Source organism: Rhizobium sp. BK049, assembly GCF_014193135.1.
Classification (GTDB): Bacteria; Pseudomonadota; Alphaproteobacteria; order Rhizobiales; family Rhizobiaceae; genus Rhizobium.
Genome location: NZ_JACHYV010000017.1, coordinates 88,374 through 111,783, shown reverse-complemented (window position 1 = coordinate 111,783; position 23,410 = coordinate 88,374). Strand labels below are relative to the sequence as shown.

General features: G+C 62.0%; 20 protein-coding genes. 12 read left to right on the top strand and 8 right to left on the bottom strand.

From position 1 onward, the window contains the following. Complete coding sequence (locus FHT70_RS18665; RefSeq protein ID WP_183703841.1) at positions 1–1,368, bottom strand: aspartate aminotransferase family protein; 1,368 nt, start codon at positions 1,366–1,368, stop codon at positions 1–3. An 83-nt stretch (positions 1,369–1,451) separates the two neighbouring features. Between FHT70_RS18665 and FHT70_RS18660 the strand changes: the two genes are divergently transcribed. After that, positions 1,452–2,801: a glutamine synthetase family protein gene (locus FHT70_RS18660; protein ID WP_183703901.1), complete on the top strand. Its 1,350-nt coding sequence runs from the start codon at positions 1,452–1,454 to the stop codon at positions 2,799–2,801. 9 nt (positions 2,802–2,810) lie between these two features. Here FHT70_RS18660 and FHT70_RS18655 read toward each other — a convergent pair whose 3' ends face one another. Next, the gene (locus FHT70_RS18655) at positions 2,811–3,755 is read right to left on the bottom strand and encodes a diacylglycerol kinase family protein (protein WP_097599796.1); all 945 of its coding nucleotides are present in this window, start codon (positions 3,753–3,755) and stop codon (positions 2,811–2,813) included. 290 nt (positions 3,756–4,045) lie between these two features. On the opposite strand from FHT70_RS18655, the gene FHT70_RS18650 reads away from it, so the two are divergent. Next, complete coding sequence (locus FHT70_RS18650) at positions 4,046–5,275, top strand: MFS transporter (protein ID WP_183703838.1); 1,230 nt, start codon at positions 4,046–4,048, stop codon at positions 5,273–5,275. Here the strand turns inward: FHT70_RS18650 and FHT70_RS18645 are convergent. After that, positions 5,231–5,638 (bottom strand): helix-turn-helix domain-containing protein, encoded by a 408-nt coding sequence (locus FHT70_RS18645; protein WP_097599798.1) that lies wholly within the window; start codon positions 5,636–5,638, stop codon positions 5,231–5,233. The genes FHT70_RS18650 and FHT70_RS18645 overlap by 45 nt on opposite strands. Positions 5,639–5,740: 102 nt before the next feature. Between FHT70_RS18645 and FHT70_RS18640 the strand changes: the two genes are divergently transcribed. Next, entirely contained in the window at positions 5,741–6,754 is a 1,014-nt protein-coding gene (locus tag FHT70_RS18640) for a zinc-binding alcohol dehydrogenase family protein (protein ID WP_183703835.1), read from the top strand. A 314-nt stretch (positions 6,755–7,068) separates the two neighbouring features. Then, positions 7,069–8,442 (top strand): magnesium transporter, encoded by a 1,374-nt coding sequence (mgtE, locus tag FHT70_RS18635; RefSeq protein WP_183703832.1) that lies wholly within the window; start codon positions 7,069–7,071, stop codon positions 8,440–8,442. A gap of 198 nt (positions 8,443–8,640) precedes the next feature. Here mgtE and FHT70_RS18630 read toward each other — a convergent pair whose 3' ends face one another. Next, positions 8,641–9,114, bottom strand: a complete 474-nt coding sequence (locus FHT70_RS18630; protein ID WP_041678850.1) for an Lrp/AsnC family transcriptional regulator — start codon at positions 9,112–9,114, stop codon at positions 8,641–8,643. A 145-nt stretch (positions 9,115–9,259) separates the two neighbouring features. Here FHT70_RS18630 and FHT70_RS18625 point away from each other — a divergent pair, with 145 nt between their 5' ends. Then, the gene (locus tag FHT70_RS18625) at positions 9,260–10,162 is read left to right on the top strand and encodes a DMT family transporter (protein WP_183703829.1); all 903 of its coding nucleotides are present in this window, start codon (positions 9,260–9,262) and stop codon (positions 10,160–10,162) included. A gap of 75 nt (positions 10,163–10,237) precedes the next feature. Here the strand turns inward: FHT70_RS18625 and FHT70_RS18620 are convergent, their stop codons facing one another. Further along, entirely contained in the window at positions 10,238–10,852 is a 615-nt protein-coding gene (locus tag FHT70_RS18620; RefSeq protein ID WP_183703826.1) for a L,D-transpeptidase, read from the bottom strand. A gap of 135 nt (positions 10,853–10,987) precedes the next feature. Further along, on the bottom strand, positions 10,988–12,652 hold the full coding sequence (locus FHT70_RS18615; protein WP_183703823.1) for an electron transfer flavoprotein-ubiquinone oxidoreductase: 1,665 nt from the start codon (positions 12,650–12,652) through the stop codon (positions 10,988–10,990). A gap of 243 nt (positions 12,653–12,895) precedes the next feature. Between FHT70_RS18615 and FHT70_RS18610 the strand changes: the two genes are divergently transcribed. After that, positions 12,896–13,684: an SDR family oxidoreductase gene (locus FHT70_RS18610; protein ID WP_183703820.1), complete on the top strand. Its 789-nt coding sequence runs from the start codon at positions 12,896–12,898 to the stop codon at positions 13,682–13,684. Positions 13,685–13,690: 6 nt separating this feature from the next. Here FHT70_RS18610 and FHT70_RS18605 read toward each other — a convergent pair whose 3' ends face one another. After that, positions 13,691–14,572 carry an aminoglycoside phosphotransferase family protein gene (locus FHT70_RS18605; protein WP_183703817.1) on the bottom strand — a complete coding sequence of 294 codons (882 nt, stop codon included), beginning with the start codon at positions 14,570–14,572 and terminating at the stop codon, positions 13,691–13,693. A gap of 273 nt (positions 14,573–14,845) precedes the next feature. On the opposite strand from FHT70_RS18605, the gene FHT70_RS18600 reads away from it, so the two are divergent. The 6 genes from FHT70_RS18600 (at position 14,846) to FHT70_RS18575 (ending at position 22,327) form a co-directional block, all read left to right on the top strand. Further along, a complete protein-coding gene (locus FHT70_RS18600) occupies positions 14,846–16,165 on the top strand; it encodes an efflux RND transporter periplasmic adaptor subunit (protein WP_183703813.1) in 1,320 nt (439 codons plus the stop codon). Then, positions 16,162–19,281 carry an efflux RND transporter permease subunit gene (locus FHT70_RS18595; protein ID WP_183703810.1) on the top strand — a complete coding sequence of 1,040 codons (3,120 nt, stop codon included), beginning with the start codon at positions 16,162–16,164 and terminating at the stop codon, positions 19,279–19,281. The genes FHT70_RS18600 and FHT70_RS18595 overlap by 4 nt, the downstream gene beginning before the upstream one ends. A gap of 208 nt (positions 19,282–19,489) precedes the next feature. After that, the gene (locus FHT70_RS18590; protein ID WP_183703807.1) at positions 19,490–20,782 is read left to right on the top strand and encodes an Hsp70 family protein; all 1,293 of its coding nucleotides are present in this window, start codon (positions 19,490–19,492) and stop codon (positions 20,780–20,782) included. Between the two features lie 68 nt (positions 20,783–20,850). Continuing rightward, positions 20,851–21,744 carry a uracil-DNA glycosylase gene (locus tag FHT70_RS18585; protein WP_183703804.1) on the top strand — a complete coding sequence of 298 codons (894 nt, stop codon included), beginning with the start codon at positions 20,851–20,853 and terminating at the stop codon, positions 21,742–21,744. Positions 21,745–21,875: 131 nt separating this feature from the next. Continuing rightward, positions 21,876–22,067 (top strand): hypothetical protein, encoded by a 192-nt coding sequence (locus tag FHT70_RS18580; protein WP_097599809.1) that lies wholly within the window; start codon positions 21,876–21,878, stop codon positions 22,065–22,067. A 101-nt stretch (positions 22,068–22,168) separates the two neighbouring features. Next, positions 22,169–22,327: a hypothetical protein gene (locus FHT70_RS18575; protein ID WP_183703801.1), complete on the top strand. Its 159-nt coding sequence runs from the start codon at positions 22,169–22,171 to the stop codon at positions 22,325–22,327. On the opposite strand, the gene FHT70_RS18570 is transcribed toward FHT70_RS18575, so the two are convergent. After that, positions 22,328–23,200 carry a hypothetical protein gene (locus FHT70_RS18570; RefSeq protein WP_183703798.1) on the bottom strand — a complete coding sequence of 291 codons (873 nt, stop codon included), beginning with the start codon at positions 23,198–23,200 and terminating at the stop codon, positions 22,328–22,330. Positions 23,201–23,410 lie beyond the last annotated feature (210 nt).

Here is a 23,410-nt window from a genome sequence, read left to right as displayed (position 1 = left end):
TCATGATTTCAGCTCCTTCCAGGCCGCATCCAATGCCAGCCTGGTGATTCTCGCCATCTCGTCCACCTCAGCGTGGCTGATGACGAGTGGTGGCGAGGCGAGCATGCGGTCGCCGGTGGCGCGCAGCACCAGGCCGTTCGCCAATGCGTGATTGCGGACGAGCGCGCCGACCTGATCGGGCTTTTCGTAACGGGTGCGCGCGCTCTTGTCGGCAGTAAGCTGCAGGCCGCCCATGAGGCCAATGCTGACCGCCTCGCCGACAAGATCGTGTTCGGCCAGTGCTGCCCAGGCCTTGCCGAAGTAGGGACCGATATCGTCGCGCACGCGCTCGACCAGTTTTTCCTCCTCGATGATGCGCAGGTTTTCGAGTGCGGCGGCGGCGCAGACCGGATGGCCGGAATAGGTGAAGCCGTGATTGAAATCGCCGACCTCGTTGATCAGCACATCGGCGATGCGGCCGCTGACGAGCACGCCGCCGATCGGCAGATAGCCGGAGGAAAGCCCCTTGGCGATCGGCGCGAGATCGGGTTCGACGCTGAAATGCTGATGGCCGAACCAGGCGCCCAGGCGGCCGAACCCGCAGATCACCTCGTCGGTTACCAGCAGGATATTGCGCGTCTTGCAGATGCGGTCGATCTCAGGCCAGTAAGTCTCGGGCGGAATGATGACGCCGGCAGCCCCCTGCACCGGTTCGGCGACGAAGGCCGCGACATTTTCCTCGCCGAGTTCGTCGATCTTGGCTTCGAGCTCGCGGGCGACTTTCAGGCCGAATTCGGCGGGTGAGAGATCGCCGCCCTCGCCGTACCAATAGGGCTGCCCGATATGGACAATGCCTGATATCGGCAGATCGCCTTGCTCATGCATGTACTTCATGCCGCCGAGGCTGGCGCCAGCGACGGTCGAGCCGTGATAGCCGTTCCTCCTCGCGATCACGATCTTCTTGGACGGCTTGCCGACGGCGCTCCAATAGACGCGAGCCATGCGGAACCAGGTGTCGTTCGCTTCCGAACCGGAGCCGGTGAAGAAAATATGGTTGAACCGTTCGCCCGCATGCGACGTCACCTTCTGCGCCAGCAGCGCCGTCGGCGTGGAGGTCGTGCCGAAGAAAGTGTTGTAATAGGGCAGCTCGTTCATCTGCCTTGCAACCGCTTCGGCGATCTCTCGGCGGCCGTAGCCGATGTTGACGCACCAAAGGCCGGCGAAGCCGTCAAGATATTTTATGCCGTGACTATCGAAGATGTAGACGCCCTCTCCGCGCTGAATGATCCGCGTTCCCTCGGCGTTCAGCTTCTTCATGTCGGCGAAGGGGTGCAGATGGTGCGCGGCGTCTACCGCAGCAAGGTTGGAGGGCGGGTAAGTATCGGGCATCACTGGTAAAAGATCCTCGCGGATTGAAAGGCTGCTGTCGATGGGATAGGAGCTTGGCCTTGTCCCGGAGGATTTTCAAGGTCATGGTGAGCGACAGGATGGACGGCAAGGCCGATGGAGACCCACGTTTCGATATCCTGATCGTCGGCATGAATGGCGAGCTGCGCGGCAAACAGCTTCCGCCCGGCAGCGAAGGCAAAGTCTGGGCCGGCGAGATCCGCCTGCCGACATCGACACAGTCGCTCGACATCTGGGGCGACGACAATGACGACATCACCGGCCTGTCGCTGACCATCGGCGATCCCGACGGGATGGTCGTTCCAGACCGACGCAGCCTCGCGCCAATGCCCTGGGCGCCGGAGGGCTCGATGCAGGTCCTCGCCACCATGTGCGAATTCGACGGCACCCCGAGCTTCATGGATCCGCGCGCGATCCTCGCCTCGGTGGTCGAACGCTACAGGCTGCGCGGGCTGACGCCCGTCATCGCCACCGAGCTGGAATTCTATGTGATGTCCGCAGACTGGCGCGAGACCGGACGGCCTTCCCCGCCCGAAAGCCTCACCTATCGCGGCGAGCCGAATGGTTTCCAGCTCTACGACATGAGCGCCGTCGACGCGCTCGACAGCTATCTGCGGACGCTGAGGGCCTATGCCAAGGCGCAGGGGCTGCCGGCGGACGCGACGACCGCGGAATTCGGACCCGGCCAGTTCGAGGTCAATCTCATGCACCGACCCAGTGCGCTGGCGGCAGCCGACGACTGCCTTTATTTGAAGCGCATCGCCGAACAGGCGGCGCGCCGCCACGGGCTGAAATCGACCTGCATGGCCAAGCCCTATTCCGACCATGCCGGTGCCGGCCTGCATGTGCATGTAAGCGTCACCGACGAACAGGGCCGCAACATTCTCGACGCCAAAGGCGGCGAGCCGAAGCTGCTGAAATCGGTCACGGCAGGTATGCTCGACAGCATGCGCGAGGCGCAGCTGATCTTCGCCCCCTTCGCCAATTCCTACCGGCGCTTTCAGCCGGGCTCCTTCGCGCCCGTCGATCTGAGCTGGGGCAACGGCCATCGCGGCACGGCAGTCCGCATACCCGAAAAGGACGGGCCGGCCGCACGCATCGAGCATCGCGTCGCCGGCGCCGATGCCAATCCTTATCTGCTGCTGGCGGCGATCCTCGGCGGCATGCTCACCGGTCTCGACCGCGAGCTCGATCCCGGCGAGGAGACGACGCCCGCGCACACGCCCGCAGATACGAGGCGACTGACGCATGATTTCCTGAGCGCGGTCGAGACCTTCCGCACCTCGCCCTTCATCGCCGATATCTTCGGCAGCCGCTATCAGGCGCTCTATGGGGACACCAAGCGCAAGGAAGCGCTGGCGCATCTTCGCACGGTCTCCGATTTCGACTATCGCACCTACCTACCGCGTCTCTGAATCCTTCCGTTACGCCGCGGGTTCGCGGCGTTCGTCCGCATCGATCTGAGCCGCCAGACCCTGCTTGACGAGAACCTTCAGTTCGCCCGGATGCAGACGGATCAAGACGTCGCGTTCGAGCGGCAGCAGTTCCCCGTCCATCACGCAATTGGCCTTGGAGCGCAGCTTCGGGAAATGCAGGCGCACCTCGGCCGGGTGCATCACCATGACGTCCGCGTTCTCGCGGACCTTACCGCGCATCATATCGAAGGCAAGGCGGACGACACCGAGCGGTTTCAGCGGATTTGCCGTATAGAAGCCGAGTTCGCCGCTTCTCAGATTATCGGCATACAGCAGTGCATTTTCGCCAAACGGGTTGTTGGAGACCGAGACTGCCGAAACCCGGCGACGCTCGCGCATGCCGGCCGCTTCGAACTCGACCTCGAATTCGGGCGGATTGAAGATAACGCCGAGGGCCGCCTTCGTGCTTGCCCTGATCTTGCCCAGCCGCGAGCGATAGCTGTAGGAATTGCGATAGCGCACCATGCGGGCATGCAAGCCGGCGGAAAACTGATGAATGAAGGGGCGGCCGTTGGCGCTGGCAATATCGACATTGTCGATCTCGCCTGATGCAAGCACGTCGAGAGCCTGCCAGATATCGAGCGGCACGCGCAGCGAACGGGCAAAGAGGTTCATGGTGCCGGCCGGTACGACGCCTAGTGCGATACCGTTCTTCCAGGCGATCGATGCCGCCGCCGAAATCGTCCCGTCGCCGCCACCGGCGACGATGCCGTCGATATCGTTGCGCTTGGCCGCACGTTCCATGGCCGGAATGATTTCATTTCCAGAGAAAACGATCGCGTCGAAATCGTGCCCCGCATCGCGGAACGCTGCTTCCGCCCTCTTTTCGTAGGCCAGCATATCGGTGGTCTTGAAGGTACCGCCGTCGCGATTGAAAAAGCCTACAAGCTTCATGAGGGCTCCCGTCCCTGGCGCGGAAATCGTCCTGCCTTGCTCCTCAAATGGTTGCGGCACTGACGATTTCAAGCGCCGCCCTGGCGCGGCAGAAATGACAGAAATGCAAATGTTGCAACGGACATATGCACATAGCAGGACGCTGCACTGCGAAAAATGCACTCGACGCCTGTCGGCATATCACGGATAGATCAGACATCGCCATCTTCCTTCCCGCCATTTGTCCCGATCGCCTCGAGGCCGCACTTGGCCAGTGGCCTGCCGAGCAGAACCGTCCAGAGAGAGCTCCCATGAGTGAGATCGCCATCAACGATTCCATCGGTACCCAGCCTGCTGACGAGTTGCCGTCGGCAACGACCGTGGCTTTGGTTCAACTGGCGCTCGCTTGCGGCGGCTTCGGCATCGGCACCGGCGAATTCGCAATCATGGGGCTGCTGCCCAATGTGGCCGATACCTTCTCGGTGACGACGCCGCAGGCGGGATACGTCATCAGCGCCTATGCGCTCGGCGTCGTCGTCGGCGCGCCCGTCATCGCCGTGCTCGCCGCGAAGATGGCGCGCCGCACATTACTTTTGTTGCTGATGCTGGTCTTTGCCCTCGGCAATATCTCGAGCGCCGTGGCGCCGACCTTTGAGACCTTCACCGTCCTGCGCTTCATCACCGGCCTGCCGCATGGCGCCTATTTCGGCGTCGCCGCACTTGTGGCCGCCTCGATGGTGCCGATTCATCGGCGGGCACGCGCTGTCGGACGCGTCATGCTCGGACTGACTATCGCGACTCTGCTCGGCACGCCGCTGACGACGCTTTTCGGCCAATCGCTGGACTGGCGGGTTGCGTTCCTGTCGGTCGGGGTCGTCGGGCTGCTGACAGTGGCCTTGATTTGGGTCTATGTTCCGAAGGACAGGGTCTCCGAAGAAGCGAGTTTCTCACGCGAACTCGGCGCCTTCCGCCGACCACAGGTCTGGCTGACGCTCGGCATCGCCGCGGTCGGCTATGGCGGCATGTTCGCCATGTTCAGCTATATCGCCTCGACGACGACCGAGGTGGCGATGCTGCCGGCAAGCGCCGTTCCGGTCATGCTGGTGCTCTTCGGCATCGGCATGAATGCCGGCAATTTCATCGGCTCATGGCTCGCCGACAAGTCGCTGCTGGGCACGATCGGCGGATCGCTCGTTTACAATATCGTCGTGCTCACGACCTTCTCGCTGACCGCCGCCAACCCCTATATGCTTGGCCTCTCGGTCTTCTTCGTCGGTTGCGGTTTTGCCGCCGGCCCGGCGCTGCAGACGCGGCTGATGGATGTCGCCGCTGATGCGCAGACGCTGGCGGCCGCTTCCAACCATTCCGCCTTCAATATCGCCAATGCGATCGGCGCCTGGCTCGGCGGCCTCGTCATCGCCTGGGGTTACGGCTTTGCGGCCACGGGCTACGTCGGCGCAGCACTCTCCTTCCTTGGCCTCTTCGTCTTCGCAACCTCAGCCCGCCTGGAGAGGCGCAGCCGGCGCGTGCAGCCCGCCTGAGGACATGCGCAACTCACGTCCTTCCGGGCTGCAGAAGACATAATCGTCGCCCCAGGCGGCAAGCGCATCGACGACCGGCTTCAGCGTCATGCCTAGCGGCGTCATCGCATACTCAACACGCGGCGGCACCACCGGGAAGACGGTACGCGACACCAGACCGGATCCTTCGAGTTCGCGCAACTGCTTCGTCAGCATCCGCTGGGTCACGGCCGGTAGCTTGCGGCGCAGTTCATTGAAGCGCAGCGTGCCCTTCATGAGGTGAAAGAGGATCACACCCTTCCATTTGCCGTCGAGGTAGCTCAGCGTCGCCTCTACAGGGCAACCGGGAAAATTCCTGACGAGTTTGGCGCGCGGCAACGACATTTACAGTATCCTTTTTGGTACTACGTACAGAATTTGTGCATTCTTGCGTTGCTCGAACATAGTGCGCATCTAGCTTCCGTGCAAAGAACACAGGAGTTTCCCATGCGCGCCGTCGCTTATAAAACCCCACAGCCCATTACCGCCGAGACCTCGCTGATCGATGTCGACTTGCCGATGCCGGAAGCTCGTGGCCACGATCTGCTCGTCGAGATCAAGGCGGTCTCCGTCAATCCCGTCGATGTGAAGGTGCGCGCCCATTCCGCGCCACCTACCGACGAACTGAAGGTGCTCGGTTGGGATGCCGCCGGTGTCGTCAAGGCCATCGGTGCTGACGTCACGCTGTTCAGGCCGGGCGACGAGGTGTTCTACTCCGGCGTCATCAGCCGTCCGGGCAGCAATGCCGAATTCCACCTCGTCGACGAGCGCATTGTCGGCAAAAAACCGAGGAGCCTCGATTTCGCGGCCGCAGCCGCCCTGCCGCTGACCTCGATCACCGCTTATGAGACGCTGTTCGACCGGCTGAAGGTGCAGGACCATATTGCGGGCCCGGCACGCTCCATCCTGATCATCGGCGGCGCAGGCGGGGTCGGCTCGATCGCCATCCAGATCGCCCGTTCTCTCACCGACCTCACCGTGATCGCAACGGCATCGCGGCCGGAAACGCAGGACTGGGTGAAGGCGCTCGGCGCACATCACGTCGTCGATCACTCCAAGCCGATCGCGCCTCAGGTGGCAGCGCTTGGTATCGGCGCGCCGGGATTCATTTTCTCGACAACCAATACCGACAGTCACATCGGCGACATCGTGGAAGCCATCGCGCCGCAGGGCCGCTTCGCACTGATCGACGATCCCAAGACACTCGACATCGTGCCCTTCAAGCGCAAGGCCATCTCCATTCATTGGGAGCTGATGTTCACCCGCCCGCTTTATGGCACGCCTGACATGATCGAGCAGCACAAGCTGCTGAACAAGATTTCCGAACTGGTCGACGCCGGACAGATCCGCACGACGCTCACCGAGACCGTCGGTCCGATCAATGCGGCAAATCTGAAGAAGGCACATGCGATGGTGGAAAGCGGCCGTATGAAGGGCAAGGCAGTGCTTGCAGGCTTCTGATTCGCACTTGCACGAAGGATTTTTAAGCCGTCAGCCGCAAGTCATTGTCACACGCCGGAATGCCGCACCGCACAGGTGCGACATTCTGGCGTTAAGCATTTATCCTGCTTGACTTTTTCGGCGTTCGGAGCCACCTAGCATGACACGTGGATGACATTCATCTTCCGCGCATTTCAACGGAGCCATCACTCAGATGCCAAGCGACAGTAACAGTCGATTGCCTTTGCCGTACGCGGCCGCCCTCGTGCGCTGACCGACTCCTGTCGGCTCGCCCGATCGGACGCTACGGCGGATCGACGGAAAGGCGAGCCTCAATGAATATCAACCGCTTCCCTCTTCGGGCAGGCCATGCCGCCCGCGCCTTCATCAACAACAGCCGCGGCGCAACGATCGCCGAACGCGTCGAAGCTATGAATGCGCTCAGCGTCCAGGATGCCGGGCGGGTGCTGTCGGGCATGCCGCTCGACTATGCTGTCAATATGCTCGACCGGCCGGAGCTTCGCAACGCCGCCCAGATCCTCGCGCTGATCAGCGCCGAGGACGCCGCACGGCTGATGCACGGCATGTCCAACGACCGCGTCGCCGACGTGCTGCTCGAACTCGACGGCGAGACCCGGGCCCGGCTGTTCTCCAGCCTCGACGAGCCGGTGCGCGTCGCCATCCAGCACCTGATGGGCTATCCGCCGCGCACGGCGGGCGGCATCATGACGACGGAATTCGTCAGTGTCCCCAACAGCTGGACCGTTGCCCAGACGCTCGACCATGTACGCCAGGTCGAACGCTCACGCGAGACGGTTTACGCTATCTACGTGCTCGATGAGTTGAGCCATGCGCTCCAGCATGTGGTGACGCTGCGCCGCCTCATCACCGGCGAGCCGGATGCATCCATCCTCTCCGTGGCTCAGAAGGGCGCGCCGGTTTCGGCCGATCCGCTGATGAAGCAGGAGGACGTCGCCCGGCTGATCCGCAAGCACGATCTGCTCGCCCTGCCTGTCATCGACGAACACGGGCAGGTGCTCGGCATCGTCACCGTTGACGATGTGATCGACACGATGATCGCAGACACGACGGAAGCCGCCCAGAAGTTCGGCGGCATGGAGGCGCTCGGCCAGCCCTATATGAAGATCGGCTTCGCCGGCATGATCCGCAAGCGCGCCGGCTGGCTCGCCGCCCTCTTCCTCGGCGAGATGCTGACAGCAAGCGCCATGCAGCATTTCGAAGGCGAGCTCGAAAAGGCCGTGGTGCTGACGCTGTTCATCCCGCTGATCATGAGCTCGGGCGGCAATTCGGGTTCCCAGGCCACTTCGCTGATCATAAGGGCGCTGGCGCTCGGCGAATTGAAGCTTTCGGACTGGTGGAAGGTGCTGTTGCGCGAACTGCCGACCGGCATCGTGCTCGGCGCGATCCTCGGCCTCGTCGGCTTCGTCCGCATCGTCTTCTGGCAATCGGCGGGGCTCTACAATTACGGTCCGCACTGGCCGATGGTCGCCGTCACGGTGTTTGCCGCGCTGATCGGAATCGTCACCTTCGGCTCGATCTGCGGTTCGATGCTGCCATTCATGCTGCAGAAACTCCGACTCGATCCGGCCAGCGCCTCTGCGCCCTTTGTCGCCACGCTGGTCGACGTCACCGGCCTCGTCATCTACTTCTCGGTGGCGCTGCTCATCCTCAGCGGGACGCTGCTGTAGCGCATGCGCAACCGGCTAGATGTGCCCCTCACCCTGGCCCTCTCCCCGCACGCGGGGAGAGGGGACCTGCCTTGCGAGAGATTGGTGAGAAAGGAGAGGTTGCGGCGATACTCTCTTCGCCCCGTTTACGAGGAGAAGGTGCCGGCAGGCGGATGAGGCGTGGGCTCCACGCCCTATCCAAGAAAAACCTTTGGGAAATCACCTTCCCTCAGGCAGCTTCAGCGGCCCATGCGTCTTTATGCTGCGGATGGCGAAGTTCGAGCGGATGTCGCTGACGTTCGGCAAGGTCAGCAGCGTCTCCGTCAGCAGCCGTTCATAGGCGGCGAGATCCTCCACCACCACTTCCGCTAGGAAGTCGGCCGTACCTGAGATCAGAAAGCAGGAGACGATCTCGGGAATGGCGAGCAGCGCCTTCTGCTGCGCCTCGGAATTTTCGCGACTGTGATGCACCACCTTAAATTCGACGAAGACCGTCAGGCCGAGACCGACCTCCTTGCGGTCGATATCGGCGGTGTAACCGCGGATGATACCGGAGCGTTCGAGATTGCGGATGCGGCGCAGGCAGGGCGACGGTGAGAGGTTCACCTTCTCGGCGATCTCGACATTGGTGGCGCGCGCATCCTCCTGCAGGCATTTCAGGATGGCAATATCGAATTTATCGAGATTTGGCATTTTCCAGAGATCCATCGGCATCATTTGGCAGAAGATTGCGTATACCACGATTTTCAAGCCACAGATAGCAAGGACATGCCCCGGCCCTCGGCGCTAATCTTCTTTTCAACCGGACAGGAGCCGGATCGAGGAAAGGATTGGGACTATGAGCACGATCGCATTTTCAAACGACAAATCACCTTCGCAGACGCTCGGTTACGCCGCCGGCAGCGTCACCGTGTTGATCTGGGCGAACTGGTTTCTGGCAACCCGCCACAGTGCCGCGACGTCGCTCGGTTCGATCGATATCGGCCTTATCCGCTTCGGCATCCCGGCGCTTGCGCTTTCGCCGGTCTGGTTCCGCACTGGCCTGTTGCCGAAGGGTCTGCCGCTCCATCTGCTGGCGATCATGGTCGCCGGCTGCGGCGCGATCTTCTTCCTGGTGACAACGCTCGCCATCCACTCCACACCGGCCGCCTCCTCCGGCATCCTGCTCGGCGGCTCCATGCCGCTTGCCACCGCATTGATCGGCATTTTGTTATTCCGGGAGCGGCCGGATGCCACACGCATTGCCGGGCTGGCGGCAATCGTCGGAGGCGTGATGATCCTGCTCGCCCGCAGCCTTGCCGATGCCTCCCTGCCCTGGACGAGCTTCGTCCTGCTGCCGGCCGGCGCCGTGCTGTGGGCAAGCTACACGCATGCCTTCCGCCGCTCGGGGCTGACGGCCATTCAGGCGAGTGCGCTGATCGCCGCCTGGTCTTTCCTGATCATGGCGATGCTCGGCCTCGTCTTCGGCGTCTCGCTGCCGCAGGCCCCGCTTGCCGAGATCGGACTGCAGGTGTTGAGCCAGGGTATTCTGTCGGGCCTCGTCGCCATGGTCGCCTATGGCACGGCGGTCCGCATCCTCGGCGGAACGCAGGCCGCCGCCTTTACGGCATTGACCCCCGTTCTTGCGACTGTCGGGGGCGGTTTCCTCCTTGGTGAAACGATCGGTCTTGCCGAAATCAGTGCAGCAGTGATCACCGGCATCGGCGTCGCACTTTCAACCGGTATCGCCGCACGACGCTGACCATCAGCCGCGACCGACAATACGAAGCCGCCGGCAGCCGTCGCTGCCGCGGCTTGTCAGTGTGTTCTCGGTCGTTCAGGCCTGGATGACGACGACCCTGGCGCCGACCTCGACGCGGCTATAGAGATCGATGACATCGTGGTTCATCATGCGGATACAGCCGCTCGACATAGCGAGGCCGATCGATTCCGGCTGATTGGTGCCGTGAATGCGGAAATGCGTGTCATTGCCGCCGCGATAGAGATACATCGCCCGTGCGCCGAGTGGGTTGTTCGGGCCGCCGGGCATACCGCCGGCCAGCCTGCGATAGCGTTCCTCGCGGCGCTGCATGTTTTGCGTCGGCGTCCAACTCGGCCACTCGGCCTTGCGGCCGATATAGGCGTTGCCGGCAAAGGCCAGCCCCTCGCGGCCGACACCGACGCCATATCGCATCGCCCTGTCGTCACCGAGGACGTAGTAGGCGCGACGCGCCGGCGTGTCGACGACGATCGTGCCCGGCGCATGTGTGGTTTCATAGGCGACTTCCTGGCGGCGAAGTTCCGGCTTGATCTTATCGATCGGCACCTGCCTCAGCGGAAACTTTTCATCCGGAAGTGCTGCATAATTCGTCTGGCTATTGAGGCCGGTCGAGGAGCAGCCGGCGACAAAAAGCGGCAGAGCGATCAGAAAACCCCGGCGGGAGATCGTCATGAATGTGTCCTTAGTGCGTCAACAACATGTCGCAAGCTAAGGAATTTATGGTTAACGAACAGCTAACGGCAGCTGCCGAAAGGCGATCACGAAGACGTCAGCGGTCGAAATCACCGCCGATGTCGGCGATGCACCTCACATATTCGGATAGACCGGCCCCTCGCCGCCCTGGGGCGGCACCCAGTTGATGTTTTGGTTCGGGTCCTTGATGTCGCAGGTCTTGCAATGCACGCAGTTCTGGGCGTTGATGACGAAGGTCTTGTCGCCATCCTTCTCCACCCATTCGTAGACGCCGGCCGGACAATAGCGTGTCGACGGCCCGGCATAGATGCCGAGCTCGGAGCTCTTCTGCAACGCCATATCCTTGACCTGCAGATGCACGGGCTGGTCTTCCTCGTGATTGGTGTTCGACAGGAACACCGAGGACAGACGGTCGAAGGTCAGAACGCCATCCGGTTTCGGATAGGCGATCGGCTTGTGGTTTGCGGCCGGCTCCAGAGACTGTGCATCCGTCTTGCCGTGCTTCAGCGTGCCGAAGAAGGAGAAGCCGAACAGCGTGTTCACCCACATGTCGAGGCCGCCGAGCGCGACCCCGAGCGCCGTGCCGAACTTCGACCACAGCGGCTTGACGTTGCGCACCCGCTTCAGGTCCTGGCCGATGTCGCCGCGACGCCATTCATTCTCGATCTCGACCACTTCGTCATGGCTGCGGCCTGATACAATCGCCGCGGCGATCTTCTCGGCCGCCAGCATGCCCGACAGCACCGCATTGTGGCTGCCCTTGATGCGCGGCACGTTGACGAGGCCGGCCGAACAGCCGATCAGCGCCCCGCCGGGGAAGGAAAGCTTCGGAACCGACTGATAGCCGCCCTCGGTGATCGCACGCGCGCCATAGGACAGCCGCTTGCCACCCTCGAAAGTTCCCCGGATCGCCGGATGGGTCTTGAAGCGCTGGAACTCCTCGAAGGGGTAGAGATAAGGGTTCTTGTAGTTCAGGTGGACAACGAAGCCGACGGCCACCAGATTGTCTTCGAGGTGATAAAGGAAGGAACCGCCGCCGGTTTTCATGCCGAGCGGCCAGCCGAAGGAGTGCTGCACCAGACCAGGCTTGTGATTCTCCGGCTTGACCTGCCAGAGCTCCTTGATGCCGATGCCGAATTTCTGCGGCTCGCGGTCCTTCTGCAGGTCGAACTTGGCGATCAGCTGCTTGGCGAGCGAGCCACGCACGCCTTCGCCGATCAGCGTATATTTGCCGCGCAGCTCCATGCCGCGGGTGTAGTTGGGACCAGGCTCGCCATTCTTCTCGATGCCCATATCACCGGTGGCAACGCCGATCACCGCGCCTTTGTCATCGTACAGCACTTCGACGGCGGCAAAGCCCGGATAGATCTCGACGCCGAGTTCTTCTGCTTTGCCAGCCAGCCAGCGACAGACATTGCCGAGTGAGACGATGTAGTTGCCGTGATTGTTCATCAAGGGTGGCATCAGGATGTTCGGCAGACGGATCGAGCCGGCGGGGCCGAGGACCAGGAAGTGGTCGGCGGTCACCTCGGTCTTGAAGGGATGGCCTTCCTGCTTGCGCCAGCCGGGCAGCAGCCGGTCGATGCCAATGGGATCGACGACGGCGCCGGAGAGGATATGGGCGCCGACCTCGGCCCCCTTCTCCAGCACCACGACGGACAGTTCCGGATTGACCTGCTTCAGCCGGATCGCCGCCGCCAGACCGGCTGGACCGGCGCCGACGATCACAACGTCGAATTCCATGCTCTCGCGTTCGGGCAGCTCAGTCGTCTCGGTCATTCATTCGTCTCCGCTTGGCCAGTGGCCATCATCCCATGGCCACTGTCTTGTCAAAACCGCGAAGCATTGTCGAGCCGGGATGCGACAGCCAATCCTCAATTCGCACAAAGACATTCCAGCCGATGCGAGACTTACGGTACCGCTTACGTTAACGTCAATTGTGAAACCCGCGAGACCACAGTCGTCCCTTTCCTTTTTTGTCGTCCGCGCCTTATACACCCCTCGAAGACATCGGAGGAAATCATGGATCTCGGTATCAAGGGCAAACGGGCGCTCGTTCTTGCCTCCTCGCGCGGGCTTGGCCTCGGCATCGCCACAGCACTCGCGCGCGAAGGCGCAAACGTGCTGCTGTGCGGACGCAGCGGCGAACAGCTGGAGGCCAATTGCGCGGCGATCAACAGCGAAGGCAATGGCCGGGCCGACTGGATCTGGGCCGATCTTGGCGATGAGCGCTTCGTAGAGACGGCAACGACGGCAGTGAAGGAGAAGTTCGGCGGCATCGACATCCTCGTCAACAATACCGGCGGGCCAACGCCCGGCACGACGGAGGAGATGACGGCCGAAAAGCTCGAAACCTATTTCCTCTCCATGGTCGCCCGGGTGATCACGCTCACCAATGCGCTGCTGCCTGACATGAAGGCGCAAGGCTGGGGCCGCATCCTGACGGTCGCCTCATCAGGCGTGATCGAACCGATCGCCAACCTGGCGCTGTCGAACACGCTGCGCCCGGCGCTTGCCGGCTGGAGCAAGACGCTTGCCTCCGAAGTGGCGAGCTTCGGCATCACCACCAACTTGCTTCTGCCGGGCAGCATCCTGACCAGGCGGCTCGACGACCTCGACGGCGCCGCGGCAAAGCGGACGGGCAAAAGCCTCGAGGAAATCCGGGCCGACAAGGAGGCGCGCATTCCTGTCGGCCGCTACGGCAGGGTCGAGGAATTTGCCGCAACGGCCGCCTTCCTGTGCAGCCAGCCGGCAAGCTACATTACCGGCTCGCTCATCCGCTGCGACGGCGGCGCCGCACGGTCCGTCTAGAGCCGCTCAGGCCGCACGGGCCGCCACGGCGGCCCAGGTCGCCGCGTTCCGGATCATCTGTTCGACATTGGCTGGATCGTCGGCAAGTTCCGCGAGTTCGGAAAGCCGATGGAAACCCGTCAGGACCGCAATGCGCCGCCGGTCGAGCCTGCGTCCGGTCAGCATTTCATAGCCAGAGACGATGCGCGCGGTCAGATCGGGCGAGATGAAGTTCGAATAGATGAACTCCTGGTGCAACGGACCGAAACCTGAATCGGCGAAATCGTAAATGCCGTTGAGCTTACCGTGCCCGTGATCGAATGCCATATTCCAGCCGTGACCATCGAAGAAACCAAAGACGCTGCCGAAGGGATCCGGCGGCAAGGCTTCGAAATCCGAAACAACTCTCTCCGCAAAGCCCTTGATATCGGGCGGCAGCAGCGGCAAAGCCTTCGTCCGAACCGCCTCCGGCGATTGCCATGGCTGGATCGCTCCGGCGCCGGCCGCCCGTAGAAGATCGGCATCGAGCGCGTGCAGCTCGGCGTAAAATCGCGCGAGGTCATCCGCGAGCCGCTGACGGTCGCCCTCCCGAAGCGCATCGTAGTCTTCGGCAATAAGGTGTTCACCCTCGAGCTTGGCGTGGCTGGAGAAGATCGGCGGCCCGTCGTGAATGCGCATGTCGGGAACCGCCATCGACAGCGACGGTCGGACGACATCGAGCAAAGCGGCTTCTTTCACAAGCGCTCTTTCGGCGCCTATATGGCGGGGAAACTTGAAGATCAGCGTGTCGTCGACGTCGATCGCGATCGAATCCCAGTCCTTTGCCGCCAGCTTGAAGACGGAGCCGGTCAGTTCGGGAAATACGCTTGTGACGACAGAGCGAAATTCGCTGGCATCCAATTCAGTCATGACGAGCTGCCTTCTCTGTTTCCCCATCTTTCGCGCGTGGGGAGTGGCACCGAGCTGTTGCGAACCGCCGGATTGCAGCCTTCGAGCCCGCGCCAATTTGCACTTCACATATATTAGTATAACCTGAATATTACGGAATATTCATTACAAAAATTTAAGCCATTATAACCACTTAGTGATCGCGACACGGGAATTATGTCTTTTTTGCGCCGCAATATAAGCGGCTCAATCAAAGCATAAAATTGCACCCGTGCTCAAACCCCGGTCTCACCCATGAAGAAATTTTGGATCACCGTCAGCTTTGTCGCGATCGCCGCGGTCGGCGTTTGGGGGAATCTCGTCCCTTATGCCGCGCACATTCCCTACCTTTCGCAGCTCATCAAGCAGCCGGTCGGCGGCAATGGCGGCGGCAGGCAGGCACAGGGCGATCAGACGCAGGCCAATCAGGCGCCGACCGACCAGGCCGGGAATGGCGGGCAACACCAGGGTGGCGGACGCAGACGTGGAGGTGGTGGTCCGACCGTCGTCAAAACAGTCGCTGCGGTGAAAACGACGCTGCCGACGGATGTCACCGCGTCCGGCTGGGCCGATGCCGACGACAATACGACCATGGCCGCACAGGAACAGGGCCTGGTCGTCAGCATCAATGCGCAGGATGGAGCCACCGTCAAAGCCGGCGACCTTATCGCCAAGCTCGACGACCGGACGGCCAAGGCGGCGGTCGACAAGGACAATGCGATGATCGTCCGGGATACGGCAACGCTTTCGGAAGCCGAGACCGCCCTGGTCCGCGCACAGGACCTGTTCGACCAGAAGGCGGGCACCCAGCAGAGCCTCGACCAGGCAAGAGCTGCCCGCGACACCGCCGCGGCCACAGTCGAGGCTGACAAGGCCACCCTGGCCTCGGATCAAATCACCCTCGAGAATACGGATATCCGGGCGCCCTTCGACGGCCGGCTCGGCGATATTGCCGTCAGCAAGGGCGCCTTCCTCAATGCCGGGTCGGCAATCGTCACCATCGCGAAATTTGATCCGATCTATGTGAAATTTCACCTGCAGGAGCGCTATCTGCGCGTCCTGAAGAAAGCGCTGGCAGCCGGCCCGGTAGAGGTCAGCACGGTTCCCGCTTCCTCCAAGGGGCAGGTGCGCAAGGGCGAGGTCAGCTTCTACGACAACACGGTCGACACGGCCTCGGGCACGATCTTGGCCAAGGCGAAATTCGAGAATGCCTCCGGTGCGCTGTGGCCCGGCCAATCGGTCAATATCGTCGTGCATTTCAACAACGACGAACAGCAGGTGGTGGTGCCGACGGTTGCCGTCAGCCCCGGCCCAGACGGGTTCTTCGCCTTCGTCGCCAAGGACGGCAAATCGCATCTGACGCCGGTCACCGTCGCCCGCGCCAATGGCGGCTTCACCGCTATCGAATCGGGTCTTCAGCCGGGCGACCATGTCGTCATCGAAGGCCAGGGCCAGCTCAGCGACCAGCAGGCAATCAACGAGCAGTTCGACGACAAGACGCTTGACGTCGCGTCTGCCGAAGAGCCTCGGCAACTGCGGCAGTCCGAGACGATCGCGGTGGGAGCTCAGCAATGATCCCGAATTTCTGTATCCAGCGCCCCGTCGCAACGACGCTGCTTGCCATCGGCGTCATTCTGGCCGGTCTTGCCGGCTACCGGCTCGTGCCGGTTGCAGCCCTGCCGCAGGTTGATTTTCCGACGATCAACGTTTCGGCGCAGCTGAGCGGTGCTTCGCCGCAGACCATGGCGACCTCGGTTGCCACGCCGCTGATCAAGCAGTTCGAGACAATTCCCGGGATCAGCGAAATCAGCGCCTCGAGCTCGCTCGGCAGCACCAGCATCGTGCTGCAGTTTGATCTCAATCGCGATATCGATGCGGCTGCTGCCGATGTGCAGGCGGCGATCTCACACGCGACGCGGCAGCTGCCCGACAACCTGACGACACCACCGAGCTATCGCAAGACCAACCCGGCCGATGCGCCTGTGATGCTGCTCTCCGTGCAGAGCAACACCATGCCGCGCAGCAAGCTCGACGAGATCGCCGAGGACATCATCTCGCCATCGCTTTCGACGCTGCCCGGCGTTGCCCAGGTCAGCGTCTATGGTGCGCAGACCTATGCTGTACGAGTCGAGGTCGATCCCAACAAGCTGCTCACACGCGGCATCGGCATCGATACCGTCAACAAAGCGCTTTCTGCCGCCAACAGCCAGCAACCCGTGGGGACGCTGCAGAACAATTCACAGAGCATGACCATCACCGCGAATACGCAGCGCACCAATGCCGACCAATTCCGCTCGCTCGTCATCGCCAATCCGAACGGCGCGCCGATCCATCTCGGCGATGTCGCTGATGTACAGGACGGCGTCGAGAACCAGTATACCGGCAGCTGGTATGACGGCCAGCGCGGCATCATCCTCGCCATCCAGCGCCAACCGGACGCCAATACGGTCGATGTCGTCGATGCGATCAACGCCAAGCTGCCACAACTACACGCCGAAATTCCGTCTTCGGTGACGACCGTGGTCATGAACGACGCCGCAAAACCCATTCGCGCCGCCATCGCCGACGTCAAGTTCACACTCTTCCTGACGATCGGCCTCGTCGTTCTGGTCATCTACCTCTTCACCGGCCATGCGACGGCAACGATCATCCCGGGGCTTGCCGTTCCGCTGTCGCTGATTGCGACCTTCGGCATGATGTATGTGCTCGGCTACAGCATCGACAATATTTCGCTGCTCGGGCTGACACTGGCGGTGGGGCTCGTGGTGGACGACGCGATCGTCATGCTCGAGAATATCCTGCGCCATGTCGAGGAAGGCATGCCGGTGCGGGAGGCGGCGATCAAGGGTGCCGGCGAAGTCAGCTACACGATCATTTCCATGTCGGTTTCACTGATCGCGGTCTTCATCCCGATCCTCCTGATGGGCGGTGTCGTCGGCCGTGTGTTCAACGAGTTCGGCATGGTGGTCGCTATCGCCATCATCTCGTCGGCCATCGTTTCTCTGACCGTGACGCCGATGCTCGGCTCGCGCCTCTCCAACAATCACAGCCGGCCGCCGCTTTTGATCCGCATTTTCGATGCCGGTTTCGAGCGGACACTCCGCGGCTACGACAGGTCGGTGGCCTGGTGTCTTCGCCATCGTGTCACGATTCTCGGCGTGTTCCTGGGCTCGGTGGCTCTGACGGTCTATTTCTTCATGACGCTGCCAACGAGCTTCTTCCCGCAGGAGGATATCGGCCGGCTGACGATCAGCACGCAGGCTCGGCAGGACATTTCCTATTCCGCCATGGAGGCGCTGCAGCAGCAGGCGGCTGCCGCCGTCAAGGCGAACCCGGCCGTCAACCATGTCATGTCGACGATCGGCGGCAATCCGAACAAACCGCAGAACAATGGCTCGATGTTCGTCGAACTTAAGGACAAGAAGGAGCGCCCGCCGCTTGATCAGACGTTGCGTGAGCTGCGCACCGCGATCAACAAGATCCCCGGATTGCAGGCCTTCGTGACGCCGAACCAGAGCCTGCGCTTCGGCGGCCGCCAGACCGCAAGCCAATATCAGCTGGTCATCCAGGCGCTGAGCGCCGACCAGACCAACCTCTGGGCCGGCAAGATCCAGGCGGCGATGCGTGGTGACCGCGGGCTGTTCACCGATGTGACGTCGGATGCCCAGAACAACGCCCTGCAAGCCAATATCGTCATCGATAGTGAGCGGGCGGCCGCCTATGGGATCGACAACGATACGCTGCGCACGACACTGCAGGAATCCTTCAGCGGATATACGGCGGCGGAGATCCAGTCGACCGGCGACAGCTACGACGTCATCGTCGAATACGACACCAGCAAACCCTGGGACGACCAGAAGCTGTCGGAGATTCGCGTCGCCTCGTCCAATGGCAGTCTGGTGCCGCTTTCGAACTTCGCGCACGTGCAGCGCACCACCGGCCCCGTGACGATCAACCAGACGGGCCAGCTTGTCTCGACCACCGTTTCCTTCAACCTGCCGGAAGGCGTTTCGCTCAGCGACGCGACGGCAGCGATCGACCAGATCAAGAAGGAGATCAGCCTGCCGGCCGATGTCTTCACCTCCTATGGCGGCACGGCCGAGATCTTCGAACAGTCGCAGGGCAATACGCCCTATCTGATCCTGGCGGCGGTGCTGACCATCTATGTCGTGCTCGGCGTGCTCTATGAAAGCTTCATCCATCCGCTCACCATTCTGTCCGGCTTGCCCGCGGCTGCCTTCGGTGCGCTGCTCGCCTTGAAGATCGTGGGCTTCGACCTGTCGATCATTGCCCTCATCGGGCTGCTGATGCTGATCGGCATCGTTAAGAAGAACGCGATCATGATGATCGATGTGGCGGTGGAGACCATGCGCACGACCGGCGAAAAGGCGACGTCGGCGATCCACGAGGCCTGTGTGCGACGCTTCCGACCGATCATGATGACGACCTTCTGCGCCCTGCTCGGCGCGCTGCCGATCGCACTCGGCACCGGCGCCAGCTCGGAGCTGCGCCAGCCGCTCGGCATAGCCGTCGTCGGCGGCCTCGTCGTGTCTCAGTTCCTGACGCTGTTCATCACCCCAGTCATCTTCGTCGAGATGGACCGATTCGGCCATTTCCTCGGCCGGCTGATGGACCAGAAGAAGGTCGAGGAGCCGGTGCTGCAGGAGACAAGGGCGCTGGCCGCCGAGTAAGGCGTTCTGACGATACCGGGCCTTGCCTGTCCGCTTCTTGCCCTCCGAGCGGCGAAGAAGCGGGCGCGGCAACGGGTCTCGATCTTCAAATCCACTTGAATGTGTCACGCCCCTGTGGCATCAACCGCCCTCCTTGATCCGGGCGTCCTTACGCCTTTGCGGAGTGCTGCTCCGTCTCCAGCAACAATCGGCATGAAGAGGTGCGGGCATGGCTCAGGCGCTGGGTTTCGACTTCGGCACGACGAATACGGTTCTCGCCATGGCGGATGGCGGGACAACGGGTTCGATGACGTTCACAAGCGCGGCCGGGACGGCCGACAGCATGCGGACGGCACTCTCCTTCATGAAGGACGCCCAGCTCGGCGCCTCGGCGCTGAAAGTGGAGGCGGGCCATGCGGCGATCCGGCAATTCATCGACAATCCCGGCGAATGCCGGTTCCTGCAGTCGATCAAAACCTTTGCGGCAAGCGCACTGTTCCAGGGCACGCTGATCTTCGCCAAGCGGCACAATTTCGAGGACCTGATGGAGATCTTCGTGCGGCGCCTGCGCAACTATGCCGGCGACAGCTGGCCCTCGGATGTCAGCCGCATCGTCACCGGCCGGCCGGTTCATTTCGCCGGCGCCAGCCCCGATCCGGCGCTCGCGACCGAACGCTATAACGAGGCGCTGTCGCGCTTCGGCTTTCCCGAAATCCACTATGTCTACGAGCCGGTCGCCGCCGCCTTCTATTTCGCTCAGAACCTGAAGCAGGATGCGACGGTGCTGGTTGCCGATTTCGGCGGCGGCACGACCGACTATTCGCTGATCCGCTTCGAAAGCGTCGCCGGCAGGCTGACGGCAACGCCGATCGGCCATTCCGGCGTCGGCGTCGCCGGCGATCATTTCGACTATCGGATGATCGACAATATCGTCGCGCCGCTGATCGGGAAGGGAAGCCATTTCAAGAGCTTCGACAAGATTCTCGAAGTGCCGTCCAACTACTATTCCAGCTTCGGCCGCTGGAATCAGCTGTCGATCTTCAAGACCACGCGGGAATTCGAGGATCTGAAGAAACTGGTGCGCACCAGCCTTGAGCCGGAAAAGCTCGAAATCTTCATCGACCTCATCGATCATGACGAAGGCTATCCGCTCTACCAGGCGGTGTCGGCGACGAAGATGGCGCTCTCGGCTGCCGACGAGGCGCCTTTCGAATTCGCGCCGCTTGGCCGCGGCGGACAGCGCAGCATCAAGCGCCGCGACTTCGAAAGCTGGATCGCCGAGGATCTCGCCCGCATCGAAGGCGCCCTCGACGAGGTGCTTGTCAAGACCGAGACGAAGCCTGCTGACATCGACAAGGTGTTCCTGACCGGCGGCACCTCCTTCGTGCCGGCCGTGCGCCGCATCTTCACCGAGCGCTTCGAGCGCGACCGGATCGAAAGCGGTGGCGAACTGCTGTCGATCGCCCATGGTCTGGCGCTGATCGGCGAACGCGACGACATCGCGCAATGGACTGTGCAATAAAGCGGGCAAGCGCGGCCAATGTGCCGCCCGCCCTTTCAATGCCACGATCTCTTCGCTAGATTTGCCGTATGATCTCCGCCAACGACCTTTCCCCCGCCGAGCTTGCAGCACTTCTGCATTTCCATGCGGATGCCGGTGTGGAATGGCTGCTGGAAGAAGAGGCGGTCGACCGCTTCGCCGAATTCGAGGCGATGAAGGCTGCGCGCCGTCCGGCCGCGCAGACGCAGCAGGAATCATCTCCCGCTGAGCAACGTCCGTCGCCTGGGCAGCGCCAGATATCGCCTCGTCCGAGTGCAGCAGCACGTCCGACCCCGGCCGCCGGGCCGCAGCCGGCAATCCCGGACGGCGAGGCCGTGCAGCAGGCGCGTTTCGTCGCCGAAGCCGCGCGGTCGCTCAGCGAGCTGAAGACCGCAATCGAATCCTTCAACGGCTGCAATCTCAAGCACAGCGCCCGCTCGACCATCTTTGCCAGCGGCGACCCCGGCAGCGGCATCATGGTGATCGGCTCGGCGCCGAGCGCCGAAGACGATCGTGAAGGTACGCCCTTCTCGGGAAAATCCGGCCAGTTGTTCGACAAAATGCTGGCGGCGATCGGACTTAGCCGTGCCAGCGTCCTGCTGACGCAGGTCATTCCCTGGCGGCCGCCCGGCAACCGCGCGGCGTCGCCGGCCGAAATGGATATCTGCCGACCCTTCATCGAGCGGCAGATTGCGCTCGCCGAGCCGCAGGCGATCCTGCTGCTCGGCAATTTCGCGGCGCGGTTCTTCTTCGGAGAAAACGATACGATTCACGGCTTGCGTGGCCGCTGGAGGGAAATTGCCGTCGCCGAGCGCGTCATTCCCGCCATCGCCAGCCTGCATCCTCAGGATCTGTTAACCGCACCTGTCAACAAACGGTTGGCCTGGAACGACCTGCTGATCTTTCAAGCGAAACTTAACTCGCTCTCTTTGCTTAGAAATTAGTCGAAGTGAACCATTGATAAAATGATCCATGCGTATTTCGCATGGCTGCATCGCGTCACGATGCATTGCAGAATCGATGTTGCACTGCAATATAAAGCCGTGTCTTGGGAGGAATTACAGGAACCAAGGCCATGAACAAACGATTTCGTCCTATCCATTGCGGGTTTGAAACCCTTCGTCTCGCCGGCGACCAGATTCGTTCCACTCACGGCTATAGCCGCTTCGGTTTTGCCGCGAACGAGCAGATGGTTGCCCGCGGCACCGGCATCAACAGCCGCACGGCACGTCCGAACGCCATTTTTTCCGACTTCCAGCAATATTAACCGGCGGGCGCTGTCGCGCCGCGCATCTTTTCGGAGGCATAAAAGGCCTCCATTTAAGGAATCGCGCAGCCGCCTGCCCGTTCATGTCAGAGTAAGCCACCATGTCGACGATCCTGCTGTCGCTTCTGCGTAATATCGAAACCTTCGAACATATCCGCGTCGCGGTCTGCGCCGCACGGGAATATGAGCGCGAGCTGTCGGTCAGGCCTGCCGATGTCGCCTCGGATCTTGGCGCGAGTGCAGCGGCGATCGTTCTCTGATCAGACTGCTATTTCTTCGATCCGGGCTTTCGCCCATTCGAAGGCTTCGTCGACATAGGCGAACTTGACGGCCTGCCAGGCGCAATATTCTTCGACAAAATCCCGCGATATCCAGAGCCGCGTCTTGCGCGGCTCGTCATGCCAGCCGACGCAGCCGCGCTGCGCCGCCTTCGCCAAGAGCCGCTGCAGGTGCGTGCGCGACATCATGAAATCGGCGGCGAGCGCGCGGGTTTCGACGCGGCCGACGACAAACCTGTCAGACGCGGTGTTCTCGATATCCATCCGGCTGATCAAGTTGTCGACGACGAGGCCGCCGGCTTCCGTCCAGAGAAATTGCGCCACCTGCTCCGGCGGCTCCCGCCAGGCGGCGTCTTCCAGGCAATGGCGGGCGATGCGCGGCTGAACAAGCTTCATCAATGCTGGATTTGCCTGGAAAAAGGCCGCCCTTTCGCCGCCGTCCAGCAGGTCGAGCGCCGCCAGATTGGCGTGAATCCAGCCAAACATTGCCTGGTGGCTGACAATGGCCGGTTCAAAATGCCGTGGGCGGCGCCGCTCGTCGCCAGGCGTGTGAGCGATGAAGCGGTAGGTATAAAGTTCTTCAATGAAAGCGAGCACGGTGTTACGGCTCGCCACCTTGTGTGCGGTGATGCGGCCGGTCAGCCGAACGGCGGTGAAACCCGACGTCGGGTCGCGCGGATCATATTCCAGGTGGAGAGCATAAGCGGTCTGTGTCAGGAGCCAGCGCTGATGGGAGGCGAGCAGTCGCGCCAAACGTGGACCGGCGTCGAACATGCTGCGCGTCTGCCCAGCCAGAAAGCGGATGCTCATCAAAAAGGAGCAGTTCCCCGCCAATTGCTCCGCCGTGAACGCCATTATGCTTTTCTCCATCTCCGCTCGCCGGCCAGCGTTCAGAGCAGTAATATCGAAAGCCGCAAACCGGCTCATTCAGACATGCATAGCATTGAATAAATGATAGTTTTTCATGTTCAACAATCATATTCCGCAGGTCGACGCCATCCCAAGAATTCGCCATTCTTTTCGCTCACCGGAAGCAAGCCTCGCATGACGGCAATCCCGGCGTTA